The organism is Pirellulimonas nuda (genome assembly GCF_007750855.1).
Taxonomy (GTDB): Bacteria; Planctomycetota; Planctomycetia; order Pirellulales; family Lacipirellulaceae; genus Pirellulimonas; species Pirellulimonas nuda.
Genome location: NZ_CP036291.1, coordinates 4,537,229 through 4,552,215 on the forward strand (window position 1 = coordinate 4,537,229; position 14,987 = coordinate 4,552,215).

General features: G+C 65.9%; 10 protein-coding genes. 5 read left to right on the forward strand and 5 right to left on the reverse strand.

The features are described from left to right. Positions 1–203: 203 nt before the first annotated feature. From Pla175_RS17680 to Pla175_RS17690, 3 genes are all read right to left on the reverse strand, one after another. Entirely contained in the window at positions 204–1,904 is a 1,701-nt protein-coding gene (locus Pla175_RS17680) for a GspE/PulE family protein (RefSeq protein WP_145288149.1), read from the reverse strand. 261 nt (positions 1,905–2,165) lie between these two features. Beyond that, positions 2,166–2,969: a hypothetical protein gene (locus Pla175_RS17685; protein WP_145288152.1), complete on the reverse strand. Its 804-nt coding sequence runs from the start codon at positions 2,967–2,969 to the stop codon at positions 2,166–2,168. Positions 2,970–3,139: 170 nt separating this feature from the next. After that, positions 3,140–4,375 (reverse strand): glycosyltransferase family protein, encoded by a 1,236-nt coding sequence (locus Pla175_RS17690; protein WP_145288155.1) that lies wholly within the window; start codon positions 4,373–4,375, stop codon positions 3,140–3,142. Positions 4,376–4,597: 222 nt separating this feature from the next. Between Pla175_RS17690 and Pla175_RS17695 the strand changes: the two genes are divergently transcribed. The 3 genes from Pla175_RS17695 to Pla175_RS17705 all read left to right on the forward strand — a co-directional run bounded on the left by Pla175_RS17695 (position 4,598) and on the right by Pla175_RS17705 (position 8,506). Further along, positions 4,598–6,178 carry a glycosyltransferase family 4 protein gene (locus Pla175_RS17695; RefSeq protein ID WP_145288158.1) on the forward strand — a complete coding sequence of 527 codons (1,581 nt, stop codon included), beginning with the start codon at positions 4,598–4,600 and terminating at the stop codon, positions 6,176–6,178. Between the two features lie 3 nt (positions 6,179–6,181). Continuing rightward, positions 6,182–7,057 (forward strand): HAD family hydrolase, encoded by an 876-nt coding sequence (locus Pla175_RS17700; protein WP_145288162.1) that lies wholly within the window; start codon positions 6,182–6,184, stop codon positions 7,055–7,057. A gap of 162 nt (positions 7,058–7,219) precedes the next feature. Continuing rightward, complete coding sequence (locus Pla175_RS17705) at positions 7,220–8,506, forward strand: glycosyltransferase family 4 protein (protein ID WP_145288166.1); 1,287 nt, start codon at positions 7,220–7,222, stop codon at positions 8,504–8,506. A 257-nt stretch (positions 8,507–8,763) separates the two neighbouring features. Here Pla175_RS17705 and Pla175_RS17710 read toward each other — a convergent pair whose 3' ends face one another. After that, positions 8,764–9,387: an HXXEE domain-containing protein gene (locus tag Pla175_RS17710; protein ID WP_145288170.1), complete on the reverse strand. Its 624-nt coding sequence runs from the start codon at positions 9,385–9,387 to the stop codon at positions 8,764–8,766. A gap of 281 nt (positions 9,388–9,668) precedes the next feature. Continuing rightward, on the reverse strand, positions 9,669–11,396 hold the full coding sequence (locus Pla175_RS17715) for an arylsulfatase (protein ID WP_145288173.1): 1,728 nt from the start codon (positions 11,394–11,396) through the stop codon (positions 9,669–9,671). Positions 11,397–11,536: 140 nt separating this feature from the next. Between Pla175_RS17715 and Pla175_RS17720 the strand changes: the two genes are divergently transcribed. Together Pla175_RS17720 and Pla175_RS17725 are read left to right on the forward strand one after the other, a co-directional pair. Continuing rightward, on the forward strand, positions 11,537–12,541 hold the full coding sequence (locus Pla175_RS17720) for a creatininase family protein (RefSeq protein ID WP_197526945.1): 1,005 nt from the start codon (positions 11,537–11,539) through the stop codon (positions 12,539–12,541). A gap of 374 nt (positions 12,542–12,915) precedes the next feature. After that, the gene (locus Pla175_RS17725) at positions 12,916–14,448 is read left to right on the forward strand and encodes a DUF1254 domain-containing protein (RefSeq protein WP_145288180.1); all 1,533 of its coding nucleotides are present in this window, start codon (positions 12,916–12,918) and stop codon (positions 14,446–14,448) included. Positions 14,449–14,987: the final 539 nt, after the last annotated feature.

Below are 14,987 nucleotides of genomic sequence, written 5' to 3' on the forward strand. Positions count from 1 at the left end.
CGAAAGCATTATTGTCGCAGTAGCGTGCTAGCTCAAGTGTTTTGCTGAGCACGATTTAGGCGCAAAGAGCCTCGCAGTGGCGGTTCGCTGGGCATCCACCTGCCGCGCAAACCAGCACAACCGTCACCCGCGAACGGGCCCTGCCCCGCGCCTCGCGGCGGTCCACACGGGGGGGGGGCGGTAGGCGCCAGAGGGGGCCGCCATCAGCCCATCTTTTTGGCCACGCGGAAGACTTCCTCGACCGTGGTGATGCCGGCGCAAACCTTGTCGATCCCGTCCTCGAAGAGCGAGCGCATCCCTTCTTTTGCAGCGGCTTTACGGATATCGACGGTCGACGCGCTCTTGAAGGTGAGCTCCCGGATCGTGTTGTTCATCAGCAGCAACTCGTAGATGCCCAGGCGCCCGCGGTACCCGCTGCCGCCGCAATGATTGCACCCGCGGCCCTTCATAAAGTTGGCTTTGGCGACCTGCTCGGGGGTGATGCCGGCGGTCTCGATTTCGTAGTGCGTTGGGGTGTACGGTTGTTTACATTTCGAGCACACAACGCGGACCAATCTTTGCGCCAAAATTCCGATCACGCTGCCTGCGACGAGGTACGAGGGGACGCCGAGGTCGGTCATTCGTGACACGGCGCCGGGCGCATCGTTGGTATGGAGCGTACTGAAAACCAGGTGTCCAGTCAGAGAAGCCTGGATTCCCATCGAAGCTGTCTCATAGTCGCGCATTTCGCCCACCAGGATCACGTTTGGGGCTTGCCGCAACATCGCCCGGATGATCCGTGAGAAATCCAGCCCGATGCTGTGCTTCACCTCGACCTGGTTGATGCCCGCCAGGTAGTACTCTACCGGGTCCTCGGCGGTGATGATCTTCCGGTCGGGCCGGTTGAGCTCGTTCATCGCCGCGTAGAGCGTGGTGGTCTTCCCAGAGCCGGTCGGGCCCGTGACCAAGAAGATGCCGTTGGGGCGGCGGATGAGGTTACGGAAGTTCTTGAAGTCGGCCTCACCCAGGCCGAGCTGCCGGACCCCGATCTTGATGTTGTCTGGGTCCAAGAGCCGCATCACGCAGCTCTGGCCGTGGTTGGTAGGGAGCATGCTGATCCGCAGGTCGAGCTGCTTGCCGCCGGCGGTGATCTTGATCCGGCCGTCCTGGCACCTGCGGCGTTCCGCAATGTCCATCCGGGCGAGGATCTTAATGCGGGAGAGCAGCGCCCCCAGCAGACGCCGCGGTGGGCTGTCGCGTTCGACCAGCACGCCGTCGATCCGGTAGCGGATCCGCACCCGGTCCTCGAACGGCTCGACATGGATGTCGGAGGCCCGCAGCTGCACCGCCTCGGCGATCATGAGCTGCACAAACCGCACGATCGGAGCGCTCGCCTCGTCCACTTCTTCGTCGTCGGAGTCGGCGTCGTCCCCCTCGGTCTCGGTGAAGTCGATGGCCGTGTCGGTGAACTCTTGCAGCATGGAGTCGGCCGACTCGTCGCCCATCTGGCCGTAGTTGCGGTTAATCGCTTCGAGGATGCTCTCCCGCGTCGCGATGCCGATGTTGATCTTGCGGTTGAGGATGAACTGCAGCTTGTCGAACGTCTCGTAGTCGTCCGGGTCGCTCACCAGCACCTTGAGGGCGTCGTCCTCCTCGGCCAGCGGGATCACCGCGTTTTCGCGGGCGACCGACTCGGGGACCAGTTCCACCACGGCGGGGGGGATCGGCACGTCTCGCAGGTCGTAGAACTCGTACCCGTGCATGTCCGCGAGCGCCTGCGAAACCTGCTCGCTGGTGGCGTATCCCTGCGAAACCAGGGCCTCTTGCACCTTGCTGTGGTTCTTCTTGGAGAGCGCCTCGGCTTCGGCAAACTGCTCCTTGCTGACCACCCGCTTTTCGATGAGGAACTTGCCAAGGGGGGTCATAACACGGGCCGTGCGGAGTGCGGATCGGGTCGGAAAGAGGGGCAGAATTGCGCTAAACCCCTACAGGATCAAGACTAATGGCGGGGGTTGGGGGTGTCAACAAACCTCGCAGTTTCGTGAGTACACGAGCGAGCCGGGGCGTCCCCGCCCCCGGCGCGGCGCGATCAATCGTCCATCGCACGGTGCTGCGGGCGCCACGCAGTAGCGGGTTCATTGAGCGTCGCCGGGGGTGGGGACACCCCGGCTCACACGCGATTTGGATTAATGTCCGGTCTCGCGCGGCGGGACGTGCCCCTCGGCGCGCGGCGGCCGCTTCTGCGACTTTTCGCTGTCTCCGTCGCGCTTGCGGGCCTCGGGCTTGTCTGGCTTGGACTTGGGGGCGGCCTTGGGGGCGTCCATCTTCCGGGCCGACTGCCGGAGCTTGGCCGCCGCCGACCGTAGGCCGTCGGCCTCGTTGTACAACTCTAGGTTCTCGAGCCCGTGGGCGTGGCGTTCCAGCTCGAAGGCCATATCGCGGAGCACGCGTTGCTTGCTGGCGGCCGCGGGGGGGGTTGGGGCGTACGGGTTGTGCATCGCCGGGCCGGCCGAGTGTGGCGGGCCCTGCGTGGGGGGCCCATGAAGCATGGGTTGCGCCCATTGCTGCCCAGCTTGGGGGCCGGCATGAGAGCCGGCATGAGAGGGACCCGCCGGCCCCGGCGGAGCAAACATCCCGGGAGGGGCGTCCCTGGGGCGGTCTTGCGGAGCGATCGGCCGGCCCGCGGGACGCTGGCGCGCGTCGGTGTCGCGGCGTGACCGCTGGTCTTGCTGCGGCTCACGGGTCTCCCGCCCGTCACGGGTCTCCCGCGCTTCACGAGTCCCCGCGACGCGTTGCACTTGATCGCGGAACTCCTGGTCGCTGCCGGGCCTACGCAGCTCGGGGTGCTCGCGTTGGTAGCTCTCGCGTACCTGCGCGATCTGTTCGGCGATGCGAGCCGCCTGCGCATCGCGAGCCTGGGAAGGCTCGTCCGCCGCCACCGGAGTCACCGCCAAGAAACAAACCCCAATCCAGCCCAATCGCGATCGCATCACAATGCTCCTAAGAAAAGATGTTACTGCCGGCGTGTCACTTTACTCGCCAAGACTCGTCCGTGTCGTCTGTGCTATACGTGGCACATTCCGTCTTTGTGCTTCTTTGTGCCTTTTCGTGGCAATCGTCGTCCGTGGTTGACGCCGGCGGCTGCTTGCTCTGGTGCGGGTTAGGGCGACGGCTCGCCGGTGAATTCTGCTGCGTCGTCCTCGGCGATCTGCCGCAACCGGCTGGGGAAATCGGGCAGCGCCGCCATCACTCGGCTCCAGGTCGGCAGCGCCGCGGCCCCGGTCGGATCGTCCAGCACCGCCTGGCCGGCCGTGGCGATGAGCGCCGCGAACGCCTCGATCGCTTGCTCCTCGCTGTGCCGGTCGTACTCTAAGCTATTCATCATTGCGTCGGCGTGGTATTGCCGCACCGCGTCTTGGGCGAGCCGCAAGAAGGCTGCTTGCAGGGTCATCAGGTGGCCCTGGCTCAAGACCTGCCCGCGGCTGGCGAGCGTCCGCAGGATGCTCTGGATGATCTGCGAGCCCATCTTCAGCAGACCCGAATGCGGGTCGCTGCGGTCCAGCGGCTGGTGCTTGTGCTCGTACAGCCTGCCGAGGTCGACCTGGCAGACCCGCTTGGGAGACGTGTTGCGGAACACCTCGGCCAGCACGCCGACCTCTAATCCCCAGTCGCACGGGATGCGGTTGGAGCGGGCCAGCGTGGCGCTGATGGCGAACTCGCCCGACAGTGGGTAGCGGAAGCTCCGCAGGAACACCAGGAACGGGTCGCTCCCCAGCACCGCGATCATCGCCCGCAGCAGCGGCGTCATCAGCAGCCGCACCACGCGGCCGTGCATGCGGTCGGTCACGCGGGCGTAGTAGGCCTTGGCGAACTCGAAATCGACGCTGGCGTGGGCCATCGGCAGGCAGAGCCGCACCAGCATCTCGTTGTCGTAGTTCACGATGTCGCAGTCCTGCAGCACAAACGCCTTGAGCCGCGGGTCGGCCAGCAGGAAGCCGAAGGCGGTCCACACCGCCCTCCCCTTGCCGGGCTGCGAGACGTCGAACCCCGCGTCGGTAAGCTCCGCAAAGGCGGCGGCGCCGCGGGGGCCGTCGGTCCACAGCACGTGCGCCCGCGGGCCGAGCTGCGAGACGATCCTGCGGCACTCGCGGTAGTCTTCGACCGAATCGGCGCGGTTGAGCAGCACCAGCGTGGTGTCGATGTAGTCCGCCGCGGCCAGCTTCTGAGCGATCCGCGCGAACGGCTCTGCCCGCATGTCGCTGGCCGTGACCGGCAGCAAGAGGCCGATGGGGTGGCGCTGGACCGCCGCGCGGAGGTTGGCCTCGATCTGCTCTGGGTGCACGGTCCCCAGCTCGTGGAGCGTGGTGATCGGACCGTGCTGGGCGAAGTCGGGCATGGCGGTCAGTATAGCATGCCTTGGCCAGCAGCCGACGGGTTGCGCCCCGTCGGGGTGGCTGAGAAGGTGACGCCCACCGGATCGCGCCGACGGGGCGTAACCCGTCGGCTAGTTCCGGGGTTTGATTGGCGGAGATGTGCCAGCGGCGCGGTCCAGTTGACACAGCAACCCCAGTTGGCGAGCCTGAGAGGGCTACGCACCTATCTACCGTCACCGCCGCCAATGCAACTCGCGATCGCGCACTACCACCTCGACTCGGGGGGCGTAACCCAGGTCATCCGCAACCAGTTGCGTGCGCTGGCGGCCTGCCCCGCCGCGAGCCGGCCCGAACGCGTGGTGGTGCTGTACGGGGGGCGACGCGGCGGCTGGCCGGCGCCGCAGCCGGACGAGACGCCCCCGTTTGAGCTGGAGCTGGTTCCCGTGGCGGAGCTGGAGTACTCCGAGTCGGCGTCGGCCAGGCCCGACGCCATGGCCGATCGGCTGCACCAGGTGCTCGGCGACCACGGCATGAAGGTCGATCAGACGCTGATCCACTTTCACAACCACTCCCTCGGCAAGAACGGATCGGTGCCCGGCGCGCTCGCCCTGCTCGCCGACCGCGGCTACCGGCTGCTGCTGCAGGTGCACGACTTCATCGAAGACTTCCGCCCCGCCAACTACCGGCGGCTCGAGCGGTCGTTGGGGCTCCGCGACCCGCAAGCGATCGCCCGGGTTCAGTACCCGCAAAACCCGTCGATCCACTACGCCACGCTCACCACGCGCGACTCGGACCTGCTGCTCCAGGCCGGCGTCGCCGCCGAGCGCGTCCACCTGCTCCCCAACCCGGTGGTCGACTTCCACAAGGCGCCCCCGCGCGACGAGGCCCGCGCGCGGGTCGCTCAGCGGCTGGGGCTCAAACAAGGCCAACGGCTGCTGGTCTACCCGGTGCGCGGCATCCGCCGGAAGAACCTGGGAGAGATGCTGCTGCACGCGGCGCTCGATGGGGGCCAAACGATGGCGGCGCTCACGCTCCCCCCCATCAGCCCGGTCGAGCTCCCCTCGTACGACCGCTGGCACGGGCTCTCCGAACGGCTGCGGCTGCCGTGCCGCTTCGACATCGGCGGCCTCGGCCGGCTGGAGTACGAGGACTCGCTGGCGGCCTCCGATGCGCTTCTCACCACCAGCGTCGCCGAGGGCTTCGGGCTGGTGTTCCTCGAGGCGTGGCTCGCGGGCCGACCCCTCACCGGACGCAACCTGCCGGAGATCACGGGGGACTTCGAAACGCTCGGCATGCGTTTCGACCTGCTCGACCCAGACATCAAGCTGCCGGTCGACTGGCTGCCGATCGACGAGGTCCGCGAAGCGATCGGCGAGCTGCACGAGTGGGTCTGCCGCGACTACGGGTTCGCCACAGACGGCGCGCCGCTGGCCGACGAGCGCCAAGCGCAGCTCGCCGCGATCGGCGCCGAGGGGACCATCGATTTCGCCCAGCTCCCCACCCACTGGCAAGCAGACGTCGTCACGCGTATCCGGCAGGAGGGCGCATCGGCGATCGATCGGGTGCTGGAGCTCAACCCCACCGTCGCGGCGGGGCTCAAGGCCACGGCCCAGTCGCACCGCGAGACGATCGAGTCGAACGCCGCGGTCGTCCGCCAGCACTACTCTCCCCAGTCCATCGGCGGGAAGCTCTGCGCCACGTACGCCGCGGTGCAAGAGGCCCCGGCGGGGCCCTGCGCCGCAGACCAGGGGGTCGTCGACGGCGCCGTGATCTTGCGGCACTACCTGCGCGCCGACCGCCTGCACCCCGTGCGGACCGAGGCCTAGGGCGTGACCGACGATCAGCTTGTGCGCCTAATCGCCCAGCTCAGCAGGCCCCTCGCGCCGCTTCCGACCGACGTGGAGGCGGCCCCCACGCCCCTGGACGGCGTGCGCGCGCTGCTGCTTGACGTCTACGGGACCCTGCTGGCGAGCGCCAGCGGCGACATCAGCCTGGCCGACCCGCTCGCGCGCAGCGACATGGCCGTCGACGCGCTGGCGGTGTGCGGGCTGCACCGCTGCATCGACCGCGACGGCTTGGTCGAGCGCCTGCACGACCAGATCGCTGCCCAGCACGCCCGGCTGCGTGAACAGGGGGTCGAGTTCCCGGAGGTCGACATCGTCGCGGTGTGGCGGCGGCTCCCGTGGGCCGAACCGCCCGACGACGCGGCGCTGCGGCGCGTGGCCGTTGAGTACGAGTGCCGGGTGAACCCGGTGTGGCCGATGCCCGAGGCCGCAGAGCTGCTGGCCGAGCTGCGCCGCTGCGGCGTCGCGGTAGGGATCGTCAGCAACGCCCAGTTCTACACGCCGCTGGCGGTCGAGGCGTTGCTGGGGGCGCCGCTGGGGGCGTTGGGGTTCGACCCCTCGCTGTGCGTCTGGTCGTTCGAGCACCTCCAGGCCAAGCCGGGCCGGTTCCTGTACGACGAGGCGGCTGGGCGCCTGGCGGCCCACGGCATCGCGCCCGGCGAGGCCCTGATGGTGGGCAACGACCTGCGGAACGACATCGCCGCCGCCCAAGCAGCGGGGCTGCGAACCGCGTTGTTCGCCGGCGACGGGCGCTCGCTGCGCATGCGCCACGGCGATCCGCTGGTCGAGGGGGTGCGGGCAGACGCCGTCGTCACCCGGCTCTCACAGCTTCTGACGGTCATGCGGCTTGCACCACGGTGATGGGGACGTACAGTTGCGGGGGAGAGCCCCCGAGCAGCGATCGCAGATCGCGACGGGCCGGGGGCGAGGACGCCCCGGCCCGCACGTCGCTCCTTGTGAGCCGGGGCGTCCTCGCCCCCGGCCCGTCCGTGTAATGACGACAACACACGCACCCCGCGCCGAATGAACCCCATCATCCCACCCTCCGGCCGCAACATCGGGTTCGTCGGCACCCGCTTCGCCGGCACCGACGGCGTCTCGCTCGAGGCCGCCAAGTGGGCCAAGGTGCTGTGGGACCACCGCCACGTAAGCCACTGGTACGCCGGCAAGCTCGACACCGACCCGGCGGTCAGCATGCTGGTGCCGCACGCCTGGTTCGGCCACCCAGACATCGACTGGATCAGCGAACGCGCCTTCGGCGCAGTGCGGCGCGACCCGGAAGTGACCAGGCGGATCTTCGCCCTGGCCGAGCACCTCAAGCGGACGCTGTACGAGTTCGTTGAGAGGTTCTCCATCGACATCATGGTGGTGCAGAACGCGTTGTGCATCCCGATGAACATCCCGCTGGGGGTGGCCATCTCGATGTTCTGCGCAGAGACCAACTTCCCCACCATCGCCCACCACCACGACTTCTACTGGGAGCGGGACCGCTTCAGCGTGAACTGCGTGGGCGACCTGCTGCGGATGGCGTTCCCCTGCACCGTCCCGTCGATCCAGCACGTCACCATCAACAGCGAGGGGCAGCGCAGCCTGTCGCACCGCCGGGGCGCCTCCAGCGTGCTGGTGCCCAACGTGCTGAACTTCGAGACCGAGCCCCCCGGCATCGACGATTTCAACCGCGACTTCCGCCAAGCGATCGGCATCGAGCCCGACGACATCTTGTTCCTGCAGCCCACGCGCGTCGTCCCCCGCAAGGGGATCGAGCACTCCATCAACCTGATCAAGGCGCTCGAGAACCCGCGCTGCAAGCTGGTGATCTCGCACGAGTCGGGCGACGAGGGGCACGCCTACCGCGACTCGCTGCAGGAGCTCGCCGAGCAGCAGGGGGTCGACCTCCGCTACGTGCCGACCCGCATCGGCGAGGAACGCGGCTACAACGAGCAGGGCGAGAAGATCTTCCTGCTGGCCGACGCCTACGCCCACGCCGACTTCATCACCTACCCCAGCCTGTACGAGGGCTTCGGCAACGCCCTGCTCGAGGCGTTCTACTACCGCAAGCCGGTGCTGGTGAACCGCTACTCGATCTACGTAACCGACATCGAACCACGCGGGTTCGACGTGGTCGCCATGAACGGCTACCTCACCCGCGAGGTGGTGCAGGGGGTCCAACGCGTCATCACCGACCACGCCTACCGCGACGCCATGGTGGCCAAAAACTACGAGCTAGGCCGCCGGTTCTTCGGCTACGCCCTGCTGCGGCGCAAGCTGCGGGCGCTGATCACAAACGTGACCGGCGCGGACGAGCTATAGCCCGGCCGGCGCCTGACCTGGGCAACGGATCGAAGAAAACTCCCGCAAGCATCAAGCGAACCACAGAGCCACTGAGAACACAGAGACGGACGGGAGAAGTACCGACGTCGTTCTTCTATCGCAAAGGCGCAAGGAAGCTGAAATGCAGCAATTCCGAAGGGTGCGCAACCTTGCGTCTTCGCGAGAGATTTTCTCCGTTGGCCTCTGTGTTCTCAGTGGCTCTGTGGTGAAGTGTAGGCGTAATCCTTGAGCGGCTGCTACGCGGGAAGCCCCGCCGGCATCTCCGGCGCCGCGGCGCGTGAGAGCAACGCCATCCGCCGGCGTACGTGCGCGATGATCGCGCCGTGCACGGCCACCGCCACCCCCAAGGCCAGCAGGTGGTCGTGAACATCGGCGCCGGCGGCGCGCGACACTACGTAGGTGCTCAGCAGCCCCACCGGCAAGAAGACCGCCACGCTGGTCAGCAGCCCGGGGTTGTACTGACGCTTGACGATCGCCGGGACGATGTGCCCCACCGCGTTGAGCATCGGCAGGTACAACGCGATCAGCCCCAGCGAAAGGTCGACAAACGTCGCCAGGTAGAGCGCCGCCAGGTCGACCCCCCAGACAAACAGCGAGTTGATCCAGAACGTCGCGATCGGCGTCAGCACGTCGCGCCCGTGGCCGATGTTGGCGTTCACCCACAGGCGGAAGCGGTCGTGGTTGTGCTCCTCAAACTGGTGCAGCATGTAGATGGGTAGCTGCAGGTACACGAGCCCCAGCGCCAGCCCCGCAAACCGAAACACGAAGGGGGCGAGCAGCGCCAGCAACCCGGCCGCGAACAGCGCCGCGCTGGGCCACTGCCACTTCCCCACCAGCCAGTCGAGCATCCGTCCGAACATGAGCCCCGTTCCTTTGCAACCGCCGAACCGCCGGCGACGCGCACGCGCCGCCCCCGGAGATAATCTAGGCCGCGATCGGAGCGCCCGCCGGCCGACCGCAACCGCTTTGAAGCAAAGGGGTTATCCCCTTGGCTGCGGGCTCGCCCCTGCTGCACGGGCGGCCGGCCTAGTAGAAGCGAGCCCAGGCCGTATGGAGCCCCGGTCGTAACCGACAAGGCGCCAAAAAAAGCGGGCGGCCCACTTGGGCCGCCCGCCGCTAAGCGCGTCGCAAGCCTGCCGCGTCAGTCGCTCGGGTGGCCCGAGTTGTGGATCTGACGCTTCTGCGCCTCAATCTGCGCCATCACCTGAGCCAGGTTGTACGACGGGGGCGCCTGCATCGGCGGGAACTCCTGGAACGACTCCAGGTGCCGCAGCGCGATGCCCTGGCTGATCGGCAGCAGGTTCCAGTCGTAGATGTACGCGGTGCTCGGCGACGCGAGCGCCCCCTGTATCGAGGCCGCGGTCTTCTGCCAACTGCCGACCGCCTGCTCGAAGGGGTCGCGCTTGATGTTGTTCACCAGCGTGAAGTTGTAGGTGATCAGCGGGTCGAGCCAGCCGTCCGGGCCGGGCGCCGCCATCGAGTAGTAGAACTTCCAGTTCTTGTACCGCACGGCCGACAGCGTGGCGCCCGAGTAGTAGATGAACGTCTCGCGGGCCGACTTGTCGGTCTTGCCAGTCAGGTAGTCGATCTGGTTGACCCCCGCCAGCTTCGTCTTGGCGAACTTCGGGTACTTGCCGGCCTGGATCGTCTTGTCCAGCTCGTCCCCCTTGGGCCCGCCGGCGATCTCTGCCAGCGTTGGCAGCCAGTCGTACGACGCGAACATCTCCTTGTAGAGCGTGCCCGGCTTGATGTGGCCCGGCCAGCGGATGACACACGGCGCCCGGTAGCCGCCCTCCCAGGCCTGCCCCTTCTGGCCCTTAAAGGGGGTCACGCCGCCGTCGGGGAAGCTGATCGCCTCGGCGCCGTTGTCGGTGGTGAACACGACGATCGTGTTGTCGAGCTCGCCCATGTCCTCAAGCTTCTTCAGCACGTAGCCGATGTTGTCGTCCATCTGCTTCATGCCGGCCTCGTTGGCGCCCCAGTCCTTGCCCCCTTTGACGCCGATCATGTCCTCGTACTTCTTCGACAGCACGGTCGTCACGTGCATGCGGGCCGGGTTGTACCAGCAGAAGAACGGCTTGCCGGTCTTCTTCGGGGCGTTGCGGTCGAGCCAGTCGATCACGTGATCGGAAATCTCTTCGTCAACCGTCTTCGACCTCTCGAGCGTCAGCTCGCCGGCGCTCTCGACTTGCTGGTTGGCCTGCGTGCCGTCCGAGGAAGCACAAGAAAGGATCGGCCGCGGCGGGATCAGGCTGATGGTGGTCTTGGCGTCCACCGATCCCTTGGGGGGCGTGAGGCCCGGGATCGGGGTGTTCAGCCCGGGGGGCGCCACGGCCTGCTCGGTCGGCGACTTGTTGATGTCCGGGAAGCTCACCTGCTGCATCGCGTCGAGGTGGTACAGGTAACCCCAATACTCTTGGAAGCCCTGCGCGGTCGGCAGCGACTCGGCGTGGTCACCCAGGTGGTTCTTGCCGAACTGACCCGTGGTGTAGCCCTGGTTGAGCAGCACCTTCGCAAGCGTCGGCGTGCCCGGGCGCAGCCAAGCGGGGCTGCCCGGAAGCTGCGGAACGGTCAGCCCAACGCGGATCGGCTCCATCCCGGTAAAGAACGCGCAGCGCCCCGACGTGCAGCTCTGCATCGCGTAGTAGTCCATGAACCGGCCCCCTTCGTTGGCCAGTCGGTCGATGTTGGGCGTCTCGCCAACCATCAGACCCTGGTGGTAACAACCCGGCTGCATGATGCCGATGTCGTCCCCCATGATGAACAAGATGTTGGGCTTCTTGTCCTGGGCGTGCGTACCGCTCGCACACGCCATCACCACCGCCAGCGCTAAACAGCGCCAAACGGATCGCCGCACTTCGTTACGCATCGAAGTTGTCCTTGGTCGAGAGGAAATCAAACTGGTCACCGCGCAAGCAGCGTACGCCTCTTTGCGGGCAGTGTAAACGACCGGCCGGCAAAATGAGTCGGAGTCTCTATTCTCCGCCGGGCGCCCTGCCCCCGGCTTGCGTGGCCATAGCTGCCGGCGGCGTGGAGGTGGGCGACGCACCCTTCGGCGATCCGTGCCGACGAGCGGGCGCCCACCCCGCGGCCAAGTTCTGCATCATCGACAACGCCGTGAACAACGCCGGCGCTCTTGCTTCGATCGGCGCCTCTCCGTGCCACAGCCTGCAAGTGCTACGCTGCGGGCGTGCGGCATCGACCGCGTGCACGACGCACTTCAACCCGGAGGTCCGTACGATGGCGATCCGCAATCACGTGCTGCTGGAAACCAACTACCGACGCCTGCGGGACCACCCGCCACGCGTGGCCGTGCTGCCGTGGGGCGCCACCGAGGCCCACAACTACCACCTCCCCTACGGCACCGACGCGATCCAGGCGACCAGTTTCGCCCAGCGCGCCGCCGAGCTGGCCGCCGCCGACGGCGCCCGGGTGATCGTGCTGCCGGTCATCCCGTTCGGCAACGACCAGCAGCAGCTCGACCAGGTCTGCACGATCAGCATCACCACCCCCACCGCCACGGCGCTGCTGCGCGACATCGCGCGGTCGCTGGTGGCCCAGGGGATCGATCGGCTGGTGATCGTCAACGCGCACGGCGGCAACCAGTTCCAGCCCCTGGTGCGCGACCTGCAGTCGGAGCTGCCGATCTTGATCGTCGTGGCCAACTTCTACCAGATGGTCCCCGACGTCCGCGCAGCGGTGTTCGACGCCCCCGGCGACCACGCGGACGAAACCGAAACCAGCCTGATGCTGCACCTGCGGCCCGACCTGGTAGAGCTACACCGGGCGGGCGCCGGAGAGCGGATCGCACCGGCGATCGACGGCCTGCGACAACCGGGCTTCTGGACGCCCCGCCCCTGGTCGGCGTGCCACCCCGACACCGGCAGCGGCGACCCCTCCCTAGCGACGGCCCAGAAGGGCCAGAGCTACTTCGACGCGATCGTCCGCTCGCTTGCAACGGCGCTGGTCGATCTATCGGCCGCCAACAAGGGCGACCTGCCGTACCTGCGGTAGCGTTGCGTTACGCTGCTGCCGCAACAAATCAAGGACGGCACGCCGTGCAGTGCACACGCGAACAGATATTGGTCAAGCGGGGGTTGTGGGAGATTCTAAGGATGGGTGTCCCCGGGAGATTCTAAGGATGGGTGTCCCCGGGGGGCTCTAAGGATGGGTGTCCCCGGGAGGCTCCCCGGGAGGCTGCGGCCGAAGACCGAAGACCCGTCCGTACTCCCTCCGGGCAAAGGAAGCTGGAAGCCCCCTGGCATCGTGAAGGCGCAATAGTCACATCTTCGATCCTGAACCCCTCGGGCCGGGCCCCACGATCCGGCTCGCGAATTCAGCAGCGAATTTCAAAACACACGAACTAAGAACGAAAATAGATACAAACCATGAATATCAGAACCACGATAGCCACCGCCCTCGCCCTGACGTGCGGTTCTGCCTTCGCGCAGAACACACCGGGATTTAACGAGAAGATCCCGGAAGAAATCATGACGCCCGACAAGGTCGAGACTAGCATCGGAACGCTCAACTTCGCCGATGGCATCCCTGATGCCGAAACCACGCAGAAGCTCTACGACAACCTCGACACGCTCCGCGCAGTCGAGACCTTCCTCAATTTCATTCCCGCCACTTCCCTCGAAGGACTACGGTTGGGCCAGATTTCGCGAGGCGCCACCGAATGCCACCAAGTGCTCCTTTTCGAGGACTTGTTGGATTCCAATCCGCTGTTCCTCACCGGCAACACAGAGACCGTCTATTGCCTCGGCTTACTTGATTTGGAAAAGGACGGGCCGACCGTGGTCGAGATCCCGCCCGGCTGCGGACCGGGCACCTGTGATGATGCCTTCTTCCGCTTTGTCATCGACATGGGATTGCCTGGTCCCGATCGGGGCGAAGGAGGCAAGTATCTCATCGTGCCTCCCGGTTATGAGGGCGAAGTGCCCAAAGACAAAAAGGACGGAGGTGACTACTACGTCGCGCACTCACGGAGCTATGTGAACTGGGTGCCTCTTCGTGGGTTCCTCGTCGACGGCAAACCCGACGCCGCCGTGAAGATGTTCAAAGACGGGGTGAAAATCTACCCACTGAGCAAGGCCGACAACCCTCCGGCCATGGAGTTCATCAACTGCTCGAAAGAAGTCTTTAACACGATCCACGCCAACAACTACAAGTTCTACGAAGAACTGAACCACGTCATCCAGCGGGAACCCATCGACTTCATTGACCCGGAACTTCGCGGCATCGCCGCCTCCATCGGCCTCGTCAAAGGCAAGCAATTCGCCCCCGACGAGCGGATGAAGAAGATCCTGACCGACGCAGTGGCCATTGCCAACGGCACCGCCCGCGCGATCGCTTTCCGCAACCGCGATCCACGCTCGAAAATCTTCGAAGACCGCCAATGGACGAGCGGCTTTATCGGCGGCGACTATCGCTGGCTCGGGGGCGACGGCCTTGCAGGCCGTGATCTCGATGCCCGCACCTTTTTCTTCTACCTCGCCACGGTGAACACACCGGCGATGGCCATGAAGATGGTCGGCAAGGGCTCGCAGTACGCGCTCGTGTTTGTCGACAAGGATGGGGAATCGTTTGACGGCTCGCAGAACTACAAGCTTCACATTCCAGCGAACGCCCCGGCCAAGAATTTCTGGTCGATCGTCGTCTACGATCCGCAGACACGCTCCGAACTCCAGACCAGCCAGCCCTTCCCCAGCAAGAACAACACGGGTGACAAACTTGTCGAAAACGCCGATGGCTCGGTCGATCTCTACTTCGGCCCCAAAGCTCCCGAGGGCAAGCAAGCCAACTGGATCGCCACCGTCCCCGAAAAGGGCTGGTTCGCTTGCTTCCGTCTCTACGGCCCACTCGAACCATGGTTCGACAAGACCTGGAGACCCGGAGACATCGAACTCGTGAAATAAGACGACGAATCATGAAGGGAGGAATTTGGGGTCGCCCAACCGAACGACGCCCACTGAGGTGTCGCAACCTAGTTAAGGGCAATCCCTTGCGCCTCTTGGACCGGTGGACCTCTGGCTGGATGTCCCCGAGCTCAGGGAAGTAGCCTCCGGCCAAACAGCTGTGTACCCGCATCACACTGCCGGACAAGCCGGACAGTGGCACCCAAGCAGTGCCACCCGCCGCTGGGTGTGCTGGCGATAAATGGTTCCTTTTCAGGAGACCGGTGGGAGGCCGTGGTTAAGCAGTTGGAGATCGCTGCATCTCAGCAGGCCAAATGGGGATCGATTAAGCTAAGCACTAGCATCAAGCTCCAGGGTGCGCTTGAGACATGGGCCAGCTACGCAGACTTCGGTAGCGACATAGTGCGACAGCGATTCCTTTTATCGCTCTCACTCGGACTAAGCGAGACCGGCTATGCGCATTGAACGCTTATTTGAACGAATTCCTCCTGCCGAACTGTACGCAATTGGGCCGATTGATTGCGTTGATCGTGATGAGT